Source organism: Streptacidiphilus jiangxiensis, assembly GCF_900109465.1.
Classification (GTDB): Bacteria; Actinomycetota; Actinomycetes; order Streptomycetales; family Streptomycetaceae; genus Streptacidiphilus; species Streptacidiphilus jiangxiensis.
This window is the reverse complement of the sequence record NZ_FOAZ01000001.1, coordinates 565424-584564: the sequence shown is the minus strand read 5'-3', so window position 1 is coordinate 584564 and position 19141 is coordinate 565424. Positions and strand designations below refer to the sequence as shown.

The 19141-nt window shown below is 73.5% G+C and carries 17 protein-coding genes; 6 read left to right on the top strand and 11 right to left on the bottom strand.

Annotation, left to right across the window (positions count from 1 at the left end; all coding sequences use genetic code 11):
• Positions 1-26: 26 nt before the first annotated feature.
• The 7 genes from BMY61_RS02555 to BMY61_RS02525 form a co-directional block, all read right to left on the bottom strand.
• Positions 27-1064: an aKG-HExxH-type peptide beta-hydroxylase gene (locus BMY61_RS02555; RefSeq protein WP_052439258.1), complete on the bottom strand. Its 1038-nt coding sequence runs from the start codon at positions 1062-1064 to the stop codon at positions 27-29.
• Entirely contained in the window at positions 1061-2254 is a 1194-nt protein-coding gene (locus BMY61_RS02550; RefSeq protein WP_042456078.1) for an FxsB family cyclophane-forming radical SAM/SPASM peptide maturase, read from the bottom strand. Before BMY61_RS02550 ends, BMY61_RS02555 begins: the two co-directional genes overlap by 4 nt.
• 2 nt (positions 2255-2256) lie before the next feature.
• Complete coding sequence (gene fxsA / locus BMY61_RS02545; protein ID WP_075003721.1) at positions 2257-2499, bottom strand: FxSxx-COOH cyclophane-containing RiPP peptide; 243 nt, start codon at positions 2497-2499, stop codon at positions 2257-2259.
• A gap of 64 nt (positions 2500-2563) precedes the next feature.
• Entirely contained in the window at positions 2564-5725 is a 3162-nt protein-coding gene (locus BMY61_RS02540) for an SAV_2336 N-terminal domain-related protein (protein ID WP_042456080.1), read from the bottom strand.
• A 4-nt stretch (positions 5726-5729) separates the two neighbouring features.
• Positions 5730-6737, bottom strand: a complete 1008-nt coding sequence (locus BMY61_RS02535) for an AAA family ATPase (RefSeq protein WP_042456082.1) — start codon at positions 6735-6737, stop codon at positions 5730-5732.
• Between the two features lie 54 nt (positions 6738-6791).
• Positions 6792-8693, bottom strand: coding sequence for a VMAP-C domain-containing protein (locus BMY61_RS02530; protein WP_042456084.1), 1902 nt, complete (start codon positions 8691-8693; stop codon positions 6792-6794).
• Positions 8690-9238 carry a CU044_2847 family protein gene (locus BMY61_RS02525; RefSeq protein WP_052439259.1) on the bottom strand — a complete coding sequence of 183 codons (549 nt, stop codon included), beginning with the start codon at positions 9236-9238 and terminating at the stop codon, positions 8690-8692. Before BMY61_RS02525 ends, BMY61_RS02530 begins: the two co-directional genes overlap by 4 nt.
• Positions 9239-9394: 156 nt before the next feature.
• On the opposite strand from BMY61_RS02525, the gene BMY61_RS02520 reads away from it, so the two are divergent.
• The 3 genes from BMY61_RS02520 to BMY61_RS02510 all read left to right on the top strand — a co-directional run bounded on the left by BMY61_RS02520 (position 9395) and on the right by BMY61_RS02510 (position 11590).
• Entirely contained in the window at positions 9395-9574 is a 180-nt protein-coding gene (locus BMY61_RS02520) for a DUF6104 family protein (protein ID WP_042456086.1), read from the top strand.
• 118 nt (positions 9575-9692) lie between these two features.
• Positions 9693-10616, top strand: coding sequence for a DUF4097 family beta strand repeat-containing protein (locus BMY61_RS02515; RefSeq protein ID WP_042456088.1), 924 nt, complete (start codon positions 9693-9695; stop codon positions 10614-10616).
• On the top strand, positions 10613-11590 hold the full coding sequence (locus BMY61_RS02510; RefSeq protein WP_042456090.1) for a helix-turn-helix transcriptional regulator: 978 nt from the start codon (positions 10613-10615) through the stop codon (positions 11588-11590). Before BMY61_RS02515 ends, BMY61_RS02510 begins: the two co-directional genes overlap by 4 nt.
• A gap of 46 nt (positions 11591-11636) precedes the next feature.
• Here the strand turns inward: BMY61_RS02510 and BMY61_RS02505 are convergent, their stop codons facing one another.
• Entirely contained in the window at positions 11637-12599 is a 963-nt protein-coding gene (locus BMY61_RS02505) for a zinc-binding dehydrogenase (protein WP_042456092.1), read from the bottom strand.
• 262 nt (positions 12600-12861) lie between these two features.
• The gene (locus BMY61_RS02495; RefSeq protein ID WP_042456094.1) at positions 12862-14055 is read right to left on the bottom strand and encodes an NAD(P)-dependent malic enzyme; all 1194 of its coding nucleotides are present in this window, start codon (positions 14053-14055) and stop codon (positions 12862-12864) included.
• Between the two features lie 507 nt (positions 14056-14562).
• Between BMY61_RS02495 and BMY61_RS02490 the strand changes: the two genes are divergently transcribed.
• Positions 14563-15132: a CGNR zinc finger domain-containing protein gene (locus BMY61_RS02490; protein ID WP_042456096.1), complete on the top strand. Its 570-nt coding sequence runs from the start codon at positions 14563-14565 to the stop codon at positions 15130-15132.
• Positions 15133-15280: 148 nt separating this feature from the next.
• On the opposite strand, the gene sodX is transcribed toward BMY61_RS02490, so the two are convergent.
• Positions 15281-15736: a nickel-type superoxide dismutase maturation protease gene (sodX, locus tag BMY61_RS02485; protein WP_269083984.1), complete on the bottom strand. Its 456-nt coding sequence runs from the start codon at positions 15734-15736 to the stop codon at positions 15281-15283.
• 184 nt (positions 15737-15920) lie between these two features.
• Here sodX and sodN point away from each other — a divergent pair, with 184 nt between their 5' ends.
• Both sodN and BMY61_RS02475 read left to right on the top strand, forming a co-directional pair.
• Entirely contained in the window at positions 15921-16316 is a 396-nt protein-coding gene (gene sodN, locus BMY61_RS02480) for a superoxide dismutase, Ni (RefSeq protein ID WP_042456097.1), read from the top strand.
• Positions 16317-16407: 91 nt separating this feature from the next.
• On the top strand, positions 16408-16962 hold the full coding sequence (locus BMY61_RS02475) for a maltokinase N-terminal cap-like domain-containing protein (RefSeq protein ID WP_042456099.1): 555 nt from the start codon (positions 16408-16410) through the stop codon (positions 16960-16962).
• Positions 16963-17078: 116 nt separating this feature from the next.
• On the opposite strand, the gene BMY61_RS48270 is transcribed toward BMY61_RS02475, so the two are convergent.
• Positions 17079-18998 carry a putative Ig domain-containing protein gene (locus BMY61_RS48270; protein WP_063773365.1) on the bottom strand — a complete coding sequence of 640 codons (1920 nt, stop codon included), beginning with the start codon at positions 18996-18998 and terminating at the stop codon, positions 17079-17081.
• Positions 18999-19141 lie beyond the last annotated feature (143 nt).

The following is a 19141-nucleotide window of genomic DNA, read 5'->3' as shown; positions in this document are numbered from 1 at the left end:
CTCGATTCTGTTGCCACCCGGACGATCTATCGGTCCATCAGGTCGAACCGTGCTGCCAGGCCGGCCGCCAGCGTCCGACCGGCCCCGGTCAGGGGTGCCTCGCCGAAGAGCTGCGGAAGCGCGGCGCCGACCTGTTCGCGGCAGCGGACCGCCTCACGGGCGGCGCGCTCCCGGCCACCCTCCGGCGGCAGCGACCGGGCCGCGTCCCGCCAGTACTCACCCAGGGCCACATGCGCGTACAGACCCTGGAGCAGCCCGCCGATCGGCCTCGGGTCGTGCCGCCAGGGCGCCAGGAAGCGCGGGGTCGGATCCGGTTCGTGCAGCGGCAACAGGTCGGCGACCGCGTACAGCTTGGTGTGCTGGAGTTCGTGCACCACCACCGCGGCGGCGTCGAACGCGCCGCGCGGCCTGGTGGTGAGGATCAGCCCGAAGGCGTCCGCGAAGGTCGCGCTGCGTTCCGGGTCGGCCACGCCGACCAGCGGGACCACGCAGCGCAGCAGTGTCCCGGCCTCGTCCGCGCGCGCCGGGGCCACGGCCCGCAGCAGCGTGGCGCCCTGGCGCCAGACGGCGCCCCAGGCCGCCACCGCCTCCGCGTCGAGTGGCGCGGTGGGCCGCAGGCCGCCCTGCCGCTGCGGCAGGCCGGGGTCACGCAACTGGTCACGGTCCTCCAGCACGGGACCGTCGGGAGCGAGCAGTCGCCCCGCCGCCCAGGGCGCGGGCTCGCCGGAGCCGGCCGCTTCCTCCGCCCGGCGCACCAGGGTGCCGAAGTAGCCCCAGGGCGCCTTCGGGTCCCGTGGCGCGACCAGGCAGCGGCGCAGCCAGATGCCGACGGTCGGATAGCTCAGCACATCCCGCACCGCCGCGGCGTCCTGCCGCTCGACGGCGGCCAGCCGGTCCCACTGGGCCCCGACGGCGGACGGGGCCTGGTCGACGGCGGCGCGGAGCAGCAGCAGCCGCTTGCTCAGCTGGCTGCCCGTCATCAGCGCGGCGACGTCGACGTCGAACCCGCCGGCGGCGATCCGCGGCAGCAGCGCGCGTGCGCGCCGCCCCCAGGACTCGGTCACGCAGCGCCCCGCAGCGCCGTCGCGATCCTGGCCAGCAGCGCGTACAGGTCCGAGCAGTAGACGGACGGCTCGTGGAACCCGGCGCCGGCGCGGTAGCGGTGGGGGTACTGGCCGCCGCCGCAGACCCGGCCGGCCGGACAGGCCCGGCACGCGTCCGCGAGCGCCGCCGCACCCAACTGGCGTGCCAGCAGACCCGGGTGGTCCAGAGCGCGGTCGAAGCTGTGCCGGAACACGTCCAGCCCGGTCGCGGCGGCGTCCGCGTAGGCGGAGCGGAGCGAGTCGACCTGTTCGATCGCGCCGTCGGTGGCGAGCACGACGAGCGCGGCAGGGCTGGTGCCGAGCAGCTCGGTCTGTCCGGGCAGCCCGAGCAGCAGGGCCACCGCCTCCTCGAAGAGCCGGATGCTCACCTCCCCGCGCCCCGCGTGCCACCAGTGCTCGAAGACGGCACCGAGCCAGTCCGCGTACGGGGTGACCGGGGCCGCGCGGACCGGCGCGGGACGCAGCCCCGGCGGTGGTGTCGTCCAGTTCCCGTGCGGCAGCAGCAGGTCGAGGCTGGGTGGCCGGAACGGCAGTAAGGACTCGTAGACCCGGATCGGCGGCTGCGTCAGGTCGACGGTGGCCAGCAGTCCGGCGTAGATCTCGGGATAGCCCTGGAGCAGCCGCAGGCCGCGCTCCACGGCGGGCCACGAGGGGCGCCCGTCGGGGCGCAGCCGGTGCCGGTTCCCCTGCTCGTCGCCGCCGTCCAGGCTGACGCCCACGGTGACGCCCGTGCGGGCCAGGTCGTCCAGCAGCGGCCGCGACAACAGCACCCCGTTGGTCTGCACCCCGGCGGCCAGCGCGCAGGGGCGGGGCAGGGCGCGTCGGATCTCGGCGACCGCGTCCAGCAGCGGCGCCGCGCCCGCGAGGAGCGGCTCCCCGCCGTGGAAGATCACGTGCACCCGGTCGAGGCCGTGTGCACGCGCGTGCTCGCCGATGCGGTGCGCGATCTGACGCAGCGTACGCCGCGACATCGCCCGTGGCTGCCGACGCCAGCCCTGGTCCGCCATGGTGTAGACGTAGCAGTAGTCGCACGCGAGGTTGCAGCGGCTGCGCAGCTTGAGCACGAACTGCCGCAGCGGCACCGGCGCGACACCGCTCGCGCGCACGGCACCCGGGTCGAGCTCCGTGAGCGGCCAGGGCGCCGCCGACACCGCTACGGTTCCTCCGCGCCCGGCACCACGACCGGGGTCGCGGCGCCCGCCGGCGCGCTGGTGTAGTCGCTGAACGCCGCCGTGCCCGGGCCCGGTTCGACCAGGCGCGTGCGCAGCCGCTCGATCACCGCCAGCAGGACCGGGTTGCGTGACGCGCGCAGCTCCTCCAAGTCAAGGCCGGTGCAGTCGAAGAGCTCCGCCGTCTCCGCGGGCGGCAGCCCTGCGCCCCCTGTGCGAGCATCCACCGAATACTCCCTCTATCCGATCTTCTGTGCGATCCCCTGGTCGAACGCTCGGTAAACGTACGAGTCAGCGTGAGACCCGTGCCTCCGCCTCCTCGGCCAACCTGCGCCAGCGCTCAACTCCGTGACGCCGGTACAGCAGTCGGCGCAGCTGGGCCAGGCGGCTCCAGACCCGGTCGGCGAGCCCGCCCGCCGGCACCTGTTCCGCGGCCCGCTCGACGACGTACTCGGCCTCCCGCAGGTCGGTCGGATCGTCGACGGCCTGGTGGCGCCGGAGCAGCGCCTCGGCGAGCAGCAGTGCGGCCTCGGTGGCCTTCTCGCCCGTCCCCGTTCCCGCCTCCGCGGCGGCGGCCCGGGCGGCCACGACCGCCTCGGCGAGCGCGGCACCCTCCGCCGTCTCGGTCGCCAGGTCCAGCAGCGCGCGCACCCGCTCGGCCAGGCTCTCGGCCCGCTCCGGGCTGCCCGGCGAAGCCAGCGCCGCCGCCGCGTCGAAGCGGCGGGCCGCCTCGCGCAGATGAGCGGGATCACGACCGACCGTGAACTCGGCCCGCTCCCACCGGCCCGTCAGCAGCTCCGCGCGGATCGCCGTCCGGCCGTCCGCGGGCGCCCGACGGACCCCGTCGACGGTGGTGCGCGCCTCGTACCACCGGTCCCGCGGCACGTCGCCGAAGCGCTCCGAGCGCAGCAGCACGGTCTCCACCCGGTCCAGGGCCGCTCCGTTCAGGGCCGGCCGGTCGAGGGCCGCGTGCGGCGTCCCCGTCGCCACCTGCTCCCGCCCCGAGGGCTGCTGCGTCGCCGGTTCGGGCGCGAGGGCGGCCAAGGCCTGCCCGAGCTCGTCGTAGGCCTGCTCCAGCAGGGCGTCCGCCATCGCGTCGTCCGGCGGGACCCGCAACCGGGACCGCTCCAGCAGCACCCGTCCCAGCAGGGCCCGCGCCCGCGCGAGGGCCTCCGCCCCGGCGTCGGCCGCGTCCCGGGCCCCGAGTGCGGCGCGCAGCATCGCCTCGGCGCGGTCCAGCCGCTGCGCATCCCGCTCCGCCTGCCACAGCTCGAACAGCACCTGGCCGCGCTCGACCAGCGGCGCCCAGCTCGGCGGTTCGTCCGTGGCCAGGACCCCGGCCAGCAACTGGTCGGCGTAGCGCAGGTCCCACAGCGCGCGGCGCCGGTCCCCGGTGGCGGCCTGGTAACCGCCCCGCGTGTGCAGCACCCGGGCGCCGAGCAGGCGCGCGGCGGCGAGCCGCTCGGGGACCGCCCGGGCCTCCCGTTCCGCGAGCACCGCGAACTCGTCGGCCTCGTCGAGCAGACCCGGGTCCCCCTGCTCGCCCCAGAGCGCGAGCAGGGCCTCGGCGAGCAGCACCGCGGCCTCGCCGCGGCGCGCCTCGCCCTCGACGGCCAACGGACGCAACAGCTCGACCGCGCCGATCAGTTGGCCGATCCGCCGGGTCGCGGCGGGTGCGGACAGCAGCGCCCGCACCTCCGCGAGGCCGTCGGTCGGTTCCGCCGGGGCCGGGGCCGGGGCCGGGAAGCCCCCTGGGGCCAGGTAGCGGCGCACCACCTGCCGGGACACCTCGGCGAACGGCGCCATCAGCCGCGTGTCGACGCCCGCCGCGACGGGAGCCGGCTCCTGCTCCGTCTCCGGCACACCCTGCAGTTGGGCGGCGGCGATGGCCGGATAGTTGCGCGCGCCGCCGCCGACGTGCTCGACCAGCCACGCCGAGACGTACTTCTGCACCAGCAGGGCCTCGTCCCGGGACAGCGCGTCCAGCAGCACCTCGCGGACACCGGGGCGGAACGCGTACCACTGCTCCTCGTTCCACGGCTCCTCGCCGGGGAACTCCTGCGTGCGGGGCGGCGCGTCGCGCAGGAGCTCGTCGCGGGCCGGTCCGTCCCGCCACGGTTCGCCGCTCGGCCGCCGCTGCACCAGGCCGCCGAGCAGCACCTCCGCCAGTTCGGCGGGGCCGCTCTGCGGGAGGATGGCGCGCTGCACCAGCTTCATGACAGGCATCCAGAGCGGCGCCGCCGTCAGCGAGACGGCCAGCCGGTAGGCGGCCGGGGAGGCGTTCCGCCGGAACAGGGCCACCCGTTCCGGGCCGTCCGGTTCCCGGCCGGGCGGCTCCGGCGCGGCCCCCCGGAGCCGCCCGTCCCGCGCCAGCCAGCCGACCGCCATCCGCACCCCGGGCGCGCCCGGTCCGGCCAGCAGCCGGGCCCAGGCGCCCATCGCGCCCGCCGTCGGCTCCAGCACCGGGATCGGCTGCTCCCCCGGCTCGCCCCCGCGCCCGCGCACGGCGTGTCCGGTCAACCCGCCCAGCGCCGCGGCGGACCGGCGCACCAGCGCGGCCGTGGCCGGAAACCGCGTCCGCGCCCACAGCCGCTGCGGCAGGGGCTGCAGCACCGCCAACGGCCCCCGACGGGACCAGGCCGCCAGGGCCGCGGCCATCCTGCCGTCGCCCCAGTGCGCCCCGGTGCAGTCACTGAGCAGCAGTCTGATCCGGTCGGCGCCGTCGTCGTCCTCGGCGGGCGGGATGTCGTCCACCGGAAAGTGGGGGGTCGCGGTGGTGGCGACCCGGTGGCCGAACGCGTGCAGGTACTCCACCCGCACCTCGTGGAAGGCGCCCAGGTGGGTGCAGATCTGCCGGAGCTCCTGCAGCAGGTCGTGCCAGACCACCATGGACGGCGTCGCGTCGATCACCAGGTGCAGGCGCAGGTCCCGGCGCGGCTCGCGGCGCATGACCAGCTCCGGCACCCCGGTCTCGGCCATCCGCGTGACGGTGGCGTCGACGTCCAGACGACGTCGGTAGCGGGGCACGGCCGGTGCGAAGGACCGCAGCGGCCGCAGCGCGCGGGTCAGCGGCAGCCGGTCCGGCACCGTGGGCGCCCTCGGCAGTCGCACCAGCTCGCCCGGCGGTGCCACCACGGCGCGCCGCGGGATCCCCGGCGTGGGCGCGCCGAGCACCACCCGCTCGTCGCCCGGCGCGTCCGCCGTCGACGTCGGGCGGGCCCGGCCGACCTCCGCCGCCGGGGGGCGCGGCCTGTCCTGCTCACCCTCGCCGGGGCGCGGCCCGACCGCCCGGCCCGGCCGGTCCGTCGCGGCACCGGGCCGCGGGGTGGCGAAGCGGGCCAGCCAGAGCGCGTCCAGCAGCGGCTCGGGATCGGTGGTCAGCCCTGCCGCCCGGGCCAGGTCCGCCAGTTCGGCGAAGAGGCGGTCCCGGTCACGCGGCTCGCCCGCCGTCACCGGGTCACCTCGGCCGGTCGAGTCGCTGCATCAGCCGGTCGGCCAGGGCGGTCCGCTCGCTGGCGCCGTTGACCTGCTGGGTGAGGTAGATCGCGTTGAGCAGCTGGTCCGTGGCGAGCAGCCCGTCGTGGCTGCGCTCCAGGAACTCGCCGATCAGGCCGGCCGCCGACGCCACCGCGTCCTCGCCCAGGTGGGCGCGGACCATCGCCGCCAGGCGCCGCGCGTCCGGCGGGGTGACCTGCAGCTGGATGCAGCGGCGCAGCAGCGGATAGGGGAACTCGCGCTCACCGTTGCTGGTCAGCATCACCAGCGGAAAGGCGTGGCAGGCGACCTGCCCCTGCTCGACGGTGACGCTGCGGCCGGGATCGTCCGTCAGCACCTCCACCGCGGGGCTCTCCTCGCCGATGCGCGCCAGCTCGGGGATGCCGAAGGTGCCCTCCTCCAGCACGTTGAGGAGGTTGTTGGGCAGGTCGATGTCGCTCTTGTCCAGCTCGTCGACGAGGATCACGCGCGGCCTGGACGCGGGCAGCAGCGCCGTCCCGAGCGGGCCGAGGCGCAGGAAGGACCCGATGGAACGCGGTTGCCCGCCGCGCAGGTTGGCGTCCTGGAGCCGTCCGACCGCGTCGTAGGAGTACAGGCCCTCCTGCAGCACCGAACTGCTCACGATCGGCCACCGGAGCACCCTGCCCAGCTTCAGCTCGTGCGCCACGGCGTAGGCGAGGGTGGACTTCCCCACGCCCGGCGCACCGGTGATGAGCAGGGGCCGACGCAGGTAGAGGGCGGCGTTGACGGCCTCCACCTCCGCCGAGGTCGGCTGGTAGATCCCGGCGCTGCCCGCGTGGACGCCGAGCCTGCGGAACTGGTCCGCCTCCTGCGGCGGCTCCGGCTCCGGATCGGGCACCCGGCCGACGAAGGCACGCCACGGCGGGGGGTCGGGAAGCCGCTCGCCCACCCCGTTGTGCGGTTCGCCGACCCCTCGGTAGATCAGCCAGTCGGATGTTCTCTCGTTCACCCCTGCCACTCCCCCACCCTCTCCTCCGGGCGCCCGCCCCGCTCCGTCGCGGCCTCAGGCCAGGGCCGGCAGCAGGGGCGCCTGCTCGTCGGCGGTCTCCTCCGGTCTGTCATACAACACCACCAAGGCCCTCGCCCAGACGCTTTCCCCGCCACTTGCGTCCGCACGCAAATCGCGTGCGAGTTGCGGGATCTGGTCCAGCGTCACGGCCTTCAGCCGGGCGGACAGCGCGCTGCCGAACTCCTCCTCCGGGCCGGTCCCCCGGGTCCACAGCAGCACCCGATGCCCGGCCGTCCACGCCTCGTCCAGCACCGTCGCGCCGGCCCCCGAGCGCACCGAACCGCGCCACAGCGGGACCGTCCGGTCCCCCGCCCGCACCGCCGCCCGCACCGCCGCGCGGCCGACGTCGCGCCCCAGCGGCACCAGCAGCGGCTGCAGCGGGCCTGCCTCCAGCGCCTGCCAGCGGTGCAGGGCCCTCACGGTCACCTCCGCGCCGCCGTCGACGTCGCGCACCGTCACCGGGTGGCGCTCACCGATCGGCGCGCCCGCGCCACCACCCGTGCGCAGCTCGTGGACCGGGAGCTCGAACAGTCTGCGGGGCAGCCGCAGTTCCACCTCGGCCGGCGCGCCGCCCTGCTCGGCGTCGAGCAGGGCCCGGCCGAGCGGGTCGCCCAGCAACTCCAGCAACCCGGACTCGGGCACCGCCGAGTTGGACGCCGCGTAGCGCATGGCGTGTTCGCCGCCCTGGAACCGGTCGACCGTGCAGAGGTAGGCGTCGTCGTCGAGCACCGAGGTGTCGACCTGGACCACGACCCGGCCGCGGGGGGCGCGCTCCTCCTCCCAGTCGGCGGCCAGCCGGCAGTAGCGCTCCGCGAGCTCCACCGTGTCCGCACCCCACAGCCCGACCAGCAGGTCCAGCCCGTCACGCCACAGCCGGGGCGCGAACAGGGGCGTGGGCAGCTGTCCCGGACGCAGGCGCTCGACCAGACCGAGCGGGACGCCCGGCGGCGGTGCGGGCAACCGGGCCAGGCCGGCGCGGAGCCGGGTGAGCCAGCGCGGATCCGGTCCGGGGATCCCTCGGCGCAACCGGGCGACCAGGTCCACCCAGGCGGTGTGCCGGGCGTGGTAGCGGTCGTGCTCGGACCAGATCCGCCGGAACAGCTCGTCCGGTTCGAGGCCGAGCCCTTCGTCGAGCTGGTAGCGGGCCACGTCGGCGAGCCCGGGACGGAGCGGACCGAGCGCCGAGGCCAGCTCGCGCAGCCCGTGCATCGGGCTCGCCACGCCGCCCGGGCGGTACTCGCCGGCCCTGGCGGTCACCGCGGCGCACACGCTTCCCCGGTACCGGTCCACGACCGGGCCGCCGGAGCTGCCGTGCGGAAGGTCGGCGCCGGTGAGCTGCAGTCGCGGCCGCGGAAATGCACCGTCGTGGCCGCCGATCCCGGCGAGGTGGTCCCACTCCGCGTAGTAGCCGTCGTAGTAGCTCGACCGGCCGCACAGGGTCACCTCGGTGCCGGGCGGCGGCGGGAACTCGTCGAGCCAGACGCACGGGTGGTCCGGCGCCTCGCCGGTCACCCGGACCAGCGCCAGGTCCGGCCACGGATACAGCCCGTCCGGGTGGTCCGGCGCCACCCGCCGCCCCGGAAGGGCGGCGGCCCAGCGGCCGCGCAGCAGCCGGTTGTCCGCCAGGGCCAGGCCGACCTCGCCGTCACCGCGCCAGGGTTCCGTCCCCTCGCCCCTCGGCCACAGCACGTGAGCGTCGGTGAGCACCCAGCCGGGCGCGACGAAGAAACCGCTCCCCCAGACGAAGCGCCGGTTCTCGGGGGTGTCCGGCCAGGCGAGGTCCGGGTGCTGGATCCGGACGGTGGCGGCCTTGGCGAGCCGGACGATCGCCTCGCGGACCGCCAGCAGCTCCTCCCGCCCGAGCGGCTCCTGCTCCCCGGCCTGGCCCTGGCTCACTCCGCCTGTCCGCGGGGTCCGTCCGGTGCGGCGGGTGCGGCGGGTCCGTCGAGGGCGGGCGTCGGCGCGGGCCGCGCGGGCGGGACGGCGGCGGTCGGCGCGGCGGCTGTGGCGGCTGTGGCGGCGTGCCGAGCGGACGCCCCAGGGCACCATTTGAGCGAGACCTTGAAGGTCATCCTGGCCTCGCCGCTGGCCAGCATCGCGACCAGGTGGCCCGGCGAACCGCTGAGCTCCAGCCCGAACTCGACGCCGATCTCGTCCGGGGCGAGGTGCTCGGTGGCCGCGTGCACCGAGGCGGCCACGCCCTTGATCGTCTCGGCCATCCCCTGGAGGCTCTCCGCGGCCGCGTCCGCCGCCGCCTCGGCGGCGCGGGCGGCCCGCTCCCGGGCGCCGACCTCGCTGGGGCGGTCCGGCCCGGGACCGCCGTGACCGGGGCCGCCGGGGCCCGGAGCGCCGGATCCGGGGCCGCCGGGACCGTCGAAGGCGCTCACCCGCGCCCAGACGACGGTGCCGTCGGGCAGTTCGATCTTCCTGGCCTCGCTCACGGATCCCCCCAGGGTTCGGCGCAGTCAAGCGAGTTGACGCCGCGGCAGCATTATCGCCCGGTGGACGCGCGGAGAAACCCCCGGCACTCCCGTACCCTCGCAGCAGCGGGGATCATCCCTACCCCACCGGAACACACCGACTGCGGAGCACCAACCGTGTACTTCACCGACCGAGGCATCGAGGAACTGCAGAGCCGCCGCGGCGAGGAGGAGATCAGCTTCGACTGGCTGGCCGACCGGCTCCAGGAGTTCGTCGACATCAACCCCGAGTTCGAGGTGCCGATCGAGCGCCTGGCCACCTGGCTGGCACGGCTCGACGACGAGGACGAGGAGTGATCACGTAGGGGGCGACCCTGAAGGCACCCTGAGTTTCGCGATATAGCTTGACTCTCGATCCGCGCGATATATCGTGAATAGCGACAGGTCGTTCAGTCGTCGTATCGGGGAGTCCGGAATGTCCGAGCAGTGGACCGTCAGCGAGCCGCAGAAGATCACCTTCGGCGAGCCCGTGCGGCGGGTCAAGATCCGCACGATCGCGGGTGCCGTGAACGTCGTGGCCGGCGAGGCACCCGCCCGCCTGGAGGTCTCGGAGCTCGACGGCGCACCGCTCCAGGTCACCGTCGACGACGGCGAGTTGCTGATCACCTACGAGGATCTGCAATGGAAGGACTTCCAGTGGAAGGCCCTCTCCCACTGGATCGAGGGCTGGCGGCAGAAGCGCCGGGCCGTGGTCTCCCTCGTCGTCCCCGCCGGGGTCGAGGTGGAGATCGGCGCCGCGTCCTCGGACACCGTCGTGTCCGGCATCGCCGGCAAGGTGCGCACCAACACCGCCAGCGGCGACGTGACGCTGGTGCGCGTGAGCGGCCCCGTCGACGCGAACACGGTTTCCGGCGCCGTGGAGGCCCACGGGACGTCCGGAGGGCTTAAGATCAACACTGTCTCCGGCGCGCTCACCGTCTTCGCCGGAACCAGCGGCGCGCTGAAGGCCAACAGCGTCAGCGGCGCGATGACGGTCGACCTCGACCGTCCGGCGGCCGCCGACGTGGAGCTGACCAATGTCTCCGGCGAGGTGGCCGTCCGCATCCCCGCCCCCGCGGACACGCAGGTCCGGGCCGACACGACGAGCGGCTCCATCTCCTCCTCCTTCGACCAGCTCCAGGTGAGCAGCACCTGGGGGGCGAAGCGCATCACCGGCACCCTGGGCTCCGGCAGCAACCGCCTGAAGATCACCACGGTCTCCGGCTCCGTCGCGGTGCTGCGCCGCCCCGACGAGGACGAGGGCCCGCAGGACACCGTCCCCTCGTCCGCCGAGACTGCCACACCCCACGACAGCACCCCGCTCGCGATCGACCACCAGAAGGGGGCTGACGAGGCATGAGCCGCCCCGTGTTCGCCCATGGGCGCCTGCGCCTGTACCTGCTCAAGCTCCTGGACGAGGCACCGCGCCACGGCTACGAGGTGATACGCCTGCTGGAGGAGCGCTTCCACGGGCTCTACGCCCCCTCCGCCGGCACCGTCTACCCCCGCCTGGCCAAGTTGGAGCAGGAGGGCCTCGTCGAGCACACGATGGAGGGCGGCCGGAAGGTCTACCGGATCACTCCCGCCGGCCACGCCGAGCTGGAGGCCCGCGCGGCGGAGCTCGCCGAGCTGGAGGCCGAGATCCACGACTCCGTCTCCCAGCTCGCCGACCAGATCCGCGAGGACGTCCGAGACTCCGCGCAGGACCTGCGCGAGGAGATGCGCCGCGCGGCCAAGGAGTCGCGCCGCCAGGTCCGCTTCGGCGACGACACCTGGCGCACCGACCGCGAGGCCTGGCAGCAGGCCAAGGAGGAGTGGCGCGAGGCCAAGGAGCAGGCCCGCGAGCAGACCCGCGAGGCCAAGGAGCAGGCCCGCTCCGCGAAGGAGGAGGCCCGCGCGGCCAAGGAGCAGGCCCACGCGGTGCGCGAGCAGGCCCGCCGCGAGGCCCAGCGGATCGGTGAGCAGATCAAGACCCACGTCCGCAACGGCGACTGGCCCTCCGGCCTGTCCGAGGGTCTCTCGGAGCTCACCAGGACCCTCAGCGGCCTGGCCGACTCCTCACGTTGGTCCACCGCGTCCCACGGACCGACGGACGCCTCGACGGATGCCCCGACTGACGCCCCCACGGACGCCCCGGCGGCCACCCCGCAGGATCTCCCGCCGTGGACCCGCGTCGACCCGTCCGGCGAGCCGCTGCGCGAGCTGACCGGCCTCCTCGACCGTTTCCGCGACGAGGTCCGCGACGGAGCCCGGGACGCGGGTGTCACGCCGGACTCCCTCGAGCACGCCCGCTCGGTCCTGGCGGACGCCGCCCGCCGCCTGCGCAGGCAGTAGGCGCATCCGCAGGGGCGCGGGGCTCAGCCCCGCGCCCCTCACACGGCTACGGCTTCAGCACGATCTTGCCGAAGACGTCGCCCTTCTCGACGCGGGCGAAGCCCTCGCGCGCCTCGGACAGCGGCAGGACGGAGTCGATGACCGGCCGCACGCCCGTGGTCCGGCAGAAGGACAGGAGCTGCCCCAGCTCCTCCTTCGTGCCCATGGTCGAGCCGACCACCTTCAGCTCCAGGAAGAAGATCCGGGTCAGCTCCGCGGCCGGCGGGTTCGGGCCGCTCGTCGCGCCGGAGATGACCAGAGTCCCGCCCGGGCGCAGCGACTTGATGGAGTGGGACCAGGTGGCCGCGCCGACCGTCTCCATGACGGCGTCGACCCGCTCCGGCAGCCGCGCGCCGCTCGGGAACCAGGCGTCCGCGCCCAGTTCGACGGCTCGCGCGCCCTTGGCCTCGTCGCGGCTGGTCGTCCAGACCCGCAGGCCGGCCGCCTTGCCCAGGACGATCAGGGCCGTCGCGACGCCGCCGCCCGCGCCCTGCACGAGCACCGTGTCGCCGGGCTTCACCCCCGCGTTGGTGAACAGCATCCGGTACGCCGTCAGCCACGCCGTCGGCAGGCACGCCGCCTCCTCGAAGGAGAGCTCGGCGGGCTTCGGCAGCAGGTTCCAGGTCGGCACGGCGACCTTCTGGGCGAAGCTGCCCTGGTAGTGCTCGGTCAGGATCGACCGCGGCTCCTTGGGCCCCACTCCGTGGCCGCTCTGGCCGATGACCGAGTGCAGGACGACCTCGTTGCCGTCCTCGTCGACACCGGCAGCGTCGCACCCGAGGATCATCGGCAGCTTCTCGGCGGGCAGGCCCACACCTCGCAGGGACCACAGATCGTGGTGGTTGAGCGAGGCGGCCTTGACGGTGACGACACTCCACCCGGGCCGGGCCTCGGGCTCGGGGCGCTCCCCGAGCTCCAGGCCACTGAGCGGGTCGTCCGGTGCGATACGTGCGGCATAGGCGGCGAACATGCATCGACCCTAGAACCGCGCTCGCCCGCCACGGAACCGCGCCACAGTGTGATCTAGGCCCCGCCGACCATTCCAGCCGGATCAGCGCGCGGCGGCTGGCGCGCGCGATCGCAAGGCGCCGGAGCGCCCTCGTAGCGGAGCTACTTGGGCGTTTCGGCAACGCAGCGAGCGGGCGTGCCAGGCGTCGCGCGCCCGGCTGGAATGGTCGGCGGGGCCTGGGGCTCCGCGACGGGCGAGTGCTCAGGCGCTGTGCGACCGGGCGTCAGATCCGGGCGACGCCCTCGGCGCGGGCGGCCTCGGCAACGGCCTTGGTGACGGCCGGGGCGACGCGCTCGTCGAAGGGGCTCGGGATGACCTTGGCGGCGGAGAGCTCGTCTCCGACCAGCTGGGCCAGCGCGTCGGCCGCGGCGATCTTCATGCCCTCGGTGATGCGGGAGGCCCGCACCTGGAGCGCACCGGCGAAGATGCCCGGGAAGGCCAGCACGTTGTTGATCTGGTTCGGGTAGTCCGAGCGACCGGTGGCGACGACCGCGGCGTACTTGTGCGCCACGTCCGGGTGAACCTCCGGGTTCGGGTTGGCCATGGCGAAGACGAAGCAGTCCTTCGCCATCTTCGCGACGGCCTCCTCCGGCACGGTGCCGCCGGAGACGCCGATGAACACGTCCGCGCCCTCGAGCACGTCGGTGAGCGAGCCGGTCAGGCCACCACGGTTGGTGAGCTCCGCGATCTCGCGCTTGACGTCGGTCAGGTCGGTGCGGCCGACGTGGACCACGCCCTTGCGGTCGCAGAGCGAGACGTCGCCGATGCCGGCGCCGACCAGGATCTTGGCGATCGCGATGCCGGCCGCGCCCGCGCCGGAGATGACGGCGCGCAGGTCGGCCAGGGTGCGACCGGTCAGCTTGGCGGCGTTGCGGAGCGCGGCCAGGGTGACCACGGCGGTGCCGTGCTGGTCGTCGTGGAAGATCGGGATGTCCAGCGCCTCCTGCAGGCGGCGCTCGATCTCGAAGCAGCGCGGGGCGGAGATGTCCTCCAGGTTCACGCCGCCGAAGGACGGCGCGAGACGGATCACGGTCTCGATGATCTCGTCGGTGTCCTTGGTCGCCAGCGCGATCGGCACCGCGTCGACGCCGCCGAACTGCTTGAACAGGATCGCCTTGCCCTCCATGACGGGCAGGGACGCCTCGGGACCGATGTCCCCGAGGCCGAGCACGGCGGTGCCGTCGGTCACGACGGCCACGACCTTGGACTTCCAGGTGTAGTCGTTGACCAGCTCCGGCTGCTCGGCGATGGCGGTGCAGACCCGGGCGACACCGGGGGTGTAAGCGAGCGAAAGGTCGTCCGCGTCGCGGACCGGGACCGTCGCCCGAATCTCCATCTTGCCCCCGCGGTGCAGGGCGAAGGCGGGGTCGAGCGGCTCCTGGTCGATGGAGCGGGGGCTGATGATCTCGGCTGCCACGAGGACCTCTTCGTCGTCGTTCTGTGAGGGTAGGGGTGAGCGGATCTGCGTCCGGTTCTGTGCCGGTCTCGACACTAGTCGGGGCAAAGCCGCCGTTGCTTCGTCTTTTTGTCCCGGTGGAAGGGGCTTTCTCCTCCGTTGTGTCGTGAGATCCGCCCGCACAGACGGGGTCACGACGGCACACATGGTGCAGAAGAGCATGCGAAGCCGAACGGAGCGCGGCCGGAGTGCGAACGGTGCGCATGGATCCGGAGCGCTGTCCTGGCTTCCGGTCCGGCGCACCATCGGATCGGTCCCGATCCGGTGGGCCTGCTCGACTGACGGGGGTCACCCGTGTGCCGATTTTGACACAGCTCGGGGTGTGCTGGGCAGCCGGGCCGGTCACAGCACTAGGTCTGGTGCATCACACGGGCCGCGAAACCGTAATACCCTGGTACAAGCAGGACTCATTACCCGGCTCCACCATCCCGCTCCACCACCCAGCTCCCTGGCCCAAGGATGACGACCATGGAACTCACCACCTACGCGGACTTCGCCGTCCGGCTGGTCAACACCGAGGAGCCGGAGCGTGGCAAGGACGCCCTGACCAGCGTCGAGGAGGTCCGGCGGCTGTTCAGCCCCGGCGGCCGCGGCGTGAAGCTGGCCGAGGAGGCGGACGTCGCCCGGCTCCGCGCGGTACGGGCCCGACTGCGGGCCGTGTTCGAGTCCGCGGCGGAGGGCGACCAGTCGCGGGCCGTCGACCTGCTCAACGGGCTGCTGATCGAGTTCCCGGTCAGCCCGATCATCTCCGGCCACGAGCACCTGGACGAGACCGGCCAGCCGCTGTGGCACATGCACCTCGCGGAGAACGCGCCCACGGCCACCGCGCTCTACGCTGCGCTGGCCGGCATGGGTCTCGCGATGCACCTCACCGCGCACGGGGTCGACCGCCTCGGCATCTGCCAGGCGGCTCCGTGCCGGAACGCCTACCTGGACACCTCCACCAACCGCAGCCGCCGCTACTGCAGCGACCGCTGCGCCACCCGCGCCAACGTCGCCGCCTACCGCGCCCGCAAGCGCGAGGCCGCGAGCGCGTAGTCGGCGTGGCCGACAGGGGCCCGGGGAACTGCGCGAGGAACCACCGACGAGCAGATGGCCCTGCGCGTTGAGGACCATCCGCATGCCGACGGCTGGTCGCGCAGTTCCTCGCACCCCCGGGTGGTGCAACGGAGCCTTTTGGCCAGACTCAAGCCCTGCGGAAATCCCCGAACCGGCGCGCCACGCCGTACGGCATGACCCGCAGCGCGCCGCGGCACCAGGCGGGTGGGGCGAGCCAGGCGGGTTTCGGGGTATAGCGGAGGAGGACCCGGCCGAGGATCAGGTCGTCCGGGACCGGGCCGTAGTCGCGGCTGTCGCTCTCGACCGCACTGTTGTCGGAGAGGAGCCACCAGCCGGCCTCGCGGCGTTCCACCGCGCGTTTGACCACGAGCAGATCCTGCCGAAGCGGGTGCTGGGCCACCACGACCGAGCCCGCGCGCACCCGCGCGCCGTAGTGGCACAGCAGCCGGTCCCCGTGCGCCAGGGTGGGGGCCATCGACGGTCCGTCGACCAACAGCACCCCGAACTTTCCGGTCACCGGTCCCCCTTCCGGGGGTTCCTGCAACTGCGCCTGCGCGTCGCGGTCACCCATCCGCTCGGCCATCCCGTTCAACCTCGCCCCTGCTCGCGGCTCCGTCCCGTTCCATCTTCGCAAGCACCGTGGGCAAGTCCACCACCGATGCGTGTACTGCTACGACCTTTGTCCTAAGCCTCCGGGGTGGACGCGAACCGCCGGGCTTTCGGCGGTAATCTCCTCCCTGGGAAGACGATCACCAGGAAGGACTCCCATGTTCTCTCGGTTCTTTGCTCCGCGGGTCACCGTCCACGCTCACTGCGACCTCCCCTGCGGCGTCTACGACCCGGCCCAGGCCCGTATCGAGGCCGAGTCCGTCAAGGCCGTCCAGGAGAAGTACCAGGCCAACGAGGACGCGCACTTCCGCGCCCGCGCGACCGTCATCAAGGAAGAGCGCGCGGAGATGGCGAAGCACCACGTCTCCGTTCTGTGGAGCGACTACTTCAAGGCGCCCCACTTCGAGAAGTACCCGCAGCTGCACCAGCTCGTGAACGACACCCTGAAGGCGCTGTCCGCCGCCAAGGCCTCCACGGACCCGGCGACCGGCCAGAAGGCGCTCGACCTGATCGCCGAGATCGACAAGATCTTCTGGGAGACGAAGAAGGCCTGACCGGCCGTCGCGTCACACGCACAGTGAAGGGCCCGGCCGTCCAGACGGCCGGGCCCTTTTCCCTCTCGCGCATCTACCCCGAGGAGCACCCATGGCCGTGGTCCACCACACGACACTGACGCCGACCAAGCTGGAACTGCTCGCCGCCTGGCTCCCCCGGCAGCCCTGGTACCTGGGTGGGGCGGCGGCCGACCCGCAGAAGGCCGGCGGGTTCCGGCTGGACGACCCGGAGGGCGAGGTCGGCATCGAGTTCATGGTGGTCACCGACGGGCCGGTGGCGTACCACGTGCCGATGACCTACCGGGGTGCGCCGCTGGAGGGCGCGGAGCACGCCCTGATCGGCACGACCGAGCATGGCGTGCTCGGCACCCGCTGGATCTACGACGGCATCCACGACCCGGTGCTGCAGGCGCAGTTGACCGCCCTGCTGCGCGGCGGCGCGGTGCCGCAGGCGCAGAGCGAGAGCGACACCGTGGACCCGACCGTGGCGAGCGCCCTGGCCGAGGAGGCCCCGGCGGAGCTGACCCTCGCCGTGGTGCGCGTTCCCACGCCCGGGGAGGTGCCCGCGGACGCCCTCGGCACCGTCACGGGCGGCTGGACCCTCCCGGACGGCACCGCCGTCCGCGGTGTGCTGGTCCGCGTCTGAGACGTACCGGCACACCCGGCACAACCCGGAGAACGCAGCGAGCGGAGGCCGCCCCCAGGCGGTCTCCGCTCGCGCGCTTCGGCGACTTGTCGTCGCTCCGGATCAGGTCAGGGTGATCAGGAGACGGTCACGTCGTCGTAGTAGGTGTAGGTCGGGTCACCCGGGTAGTTGTCGTCCACGTTGGTCAGCGTCAGCGTGTAGCTGTGACCGGCCGTGACGTTCGCGGTGACCGGGGTCCAGGCCGAGCTGCTGGCGCAGGTCTTGGCGAGGATCGTGGTGGTGGTGCCGGTGGTGTTGTCCTTCAGCGTCGCCGTGGCCCAGTCGTAGGTGACCGTGTCCGGGCAGGTGTTGCTGTAGTAGAAGGACAGGTGGCTGGTGCCGCTCGCGGCGGTGAAGGTCTGCGCCGCCGTGGAGGTCGTGCTCGGGTTGGTGGAACCGAGCATCGCGCCGTAGCTGCCCGAGTGGGCCGCACCCGCGATGACCGTGGCGTTGCCGGTGGTGGTCCAGCCGGAGAAGGAACCGGCCTCGAAGCCGCCGTTGGTGACGGAGCTACCGCCGCCACCGCCCGAGGTGGCCTCGGTCCAGGTGAAGGAGGTGGAGCCGGTGGCACCGGTGGTGTCCTTGGCCGTGACGGTCACCGAGGAGGTGCCGGCGGCGGACGGGGTGCCGGAGATCAGGCCGGTCGAGGAGATCGACAGGCCGGCCGGGAGACCGGTGGCCGAGTAGGTCAGGGTCTGGCCCGAGGCCGAGTCGGAGCCACTGACCTGCAGCGAGGCGGCGGTGCCGACGGTGCCGGACTGGTTGCCCGGGTTGGTGACCGTGACCGTGTTGCCGTGGGTCAGGATGGTGTGCGAGATCGCACAGGCGTTGGTGTCGTTCGACCAGCTGGCCTGCTCGGCGTAGGAGCCGAAGGAGCCGAAGGAGATGTTGGCGGCGCCACCGGCGGTGCCGGGCTTCAGCCACGCGCACTCGTCGGAGTTCTCCTGGCCGTTGTAGGACGAACCGGAGACGTGGTTGGTCCAGCCGCCCGCCGGGTTCTGGTCCGACATCATCTCGTGCCACTCGTGGCCGAGGGTCATCGTGAAGCCGTCCGTGGTGCCGGGCGAGTTCACGAAGCCGACGCCGCAGTTGGCGCCCTGGTCGATGTTGTACGGCTGGTTCGAGAAGGCGATGTCGCCGTAGGGCGAGCTCGCCGCACCGCCGGTGAGGGTGGTGTCGCCGTTCCAGTCGTGCCAGGCGCAGTAACCCGTGTTCGGGTCCTCGTAGTTGTCCGGGTCCGTGCCGTGGGGCGACAGGATGACGTAGTACGCGTCACGGTTGGCCGCGGAGGTGGTGTTGCCGAAGTGGCCGGCCGCGCTGATGGCCTCCTGCGCCAGCTGGTTGCCGGTCGCACCGGCGGGAGAGGCGCCGGCGTTGTCGTACCAGACGCCGGAGAGGACGCCGCCGCTCTGGTACGGAATGAAGTTGGCGTTGCTCGGGCAGCTGACCGCGCCGGAGGCGACGTTCGGGCCGTCACACCACTGGGTCAGGTCGGCGGACCAGGTCTCGCCGTTGGTGCCGATGCCCTTGAACATCTGCTGGGCGGCACCGGCCGCACCGGCGGAGTCGCCGGAGAACTTCAGGTTGCCGTTGGCGTCGGTGGTCTGGGTACCCCACTGGGTGCCGTAGAAGACCAGGTAGACCTTGGAGTGGCCGCTCTGGACACCGATGCCGTCGACGCCGCCGCCGTAGGACAGGGTCTCCTGGCCGGTGGCCGCAGCGGTCGCGCGGGTGGCGCGCAGCTGGCGCTGCTTGGCCTCCCACTGCTTGACGCCGGGGATCTTGCTGGCGTTGATCGACGAGGCGTAGGGGTTGAACTCGTTGTTGACCGCCGTGCCGGCAACCGCGGCCGCCTGGTGGTGCGCCATGCCGGAGACGTGGCGGTGGGCGCCGGTGGAGGCCTGAGCCGCGGGAGCCACGAGGGCGAGGCCCGCCGCGGCGAGGGACAGAGACGCGACGCCTGCCAGCGCCGCACCTCTGGTGCGGGAGATGCGCATGTGGGGAGTGTTCCTCTCTCGTCGCGGACTCCGACGAATCGGGGGGACGTGTCCGCTTGCCCTGGGAGTACTCGCAGGTAGGATCAGCGGCCGCAACCAACTCAAAGCGCACACAAGCGAATTGGCACGGTGTCACCACTTGT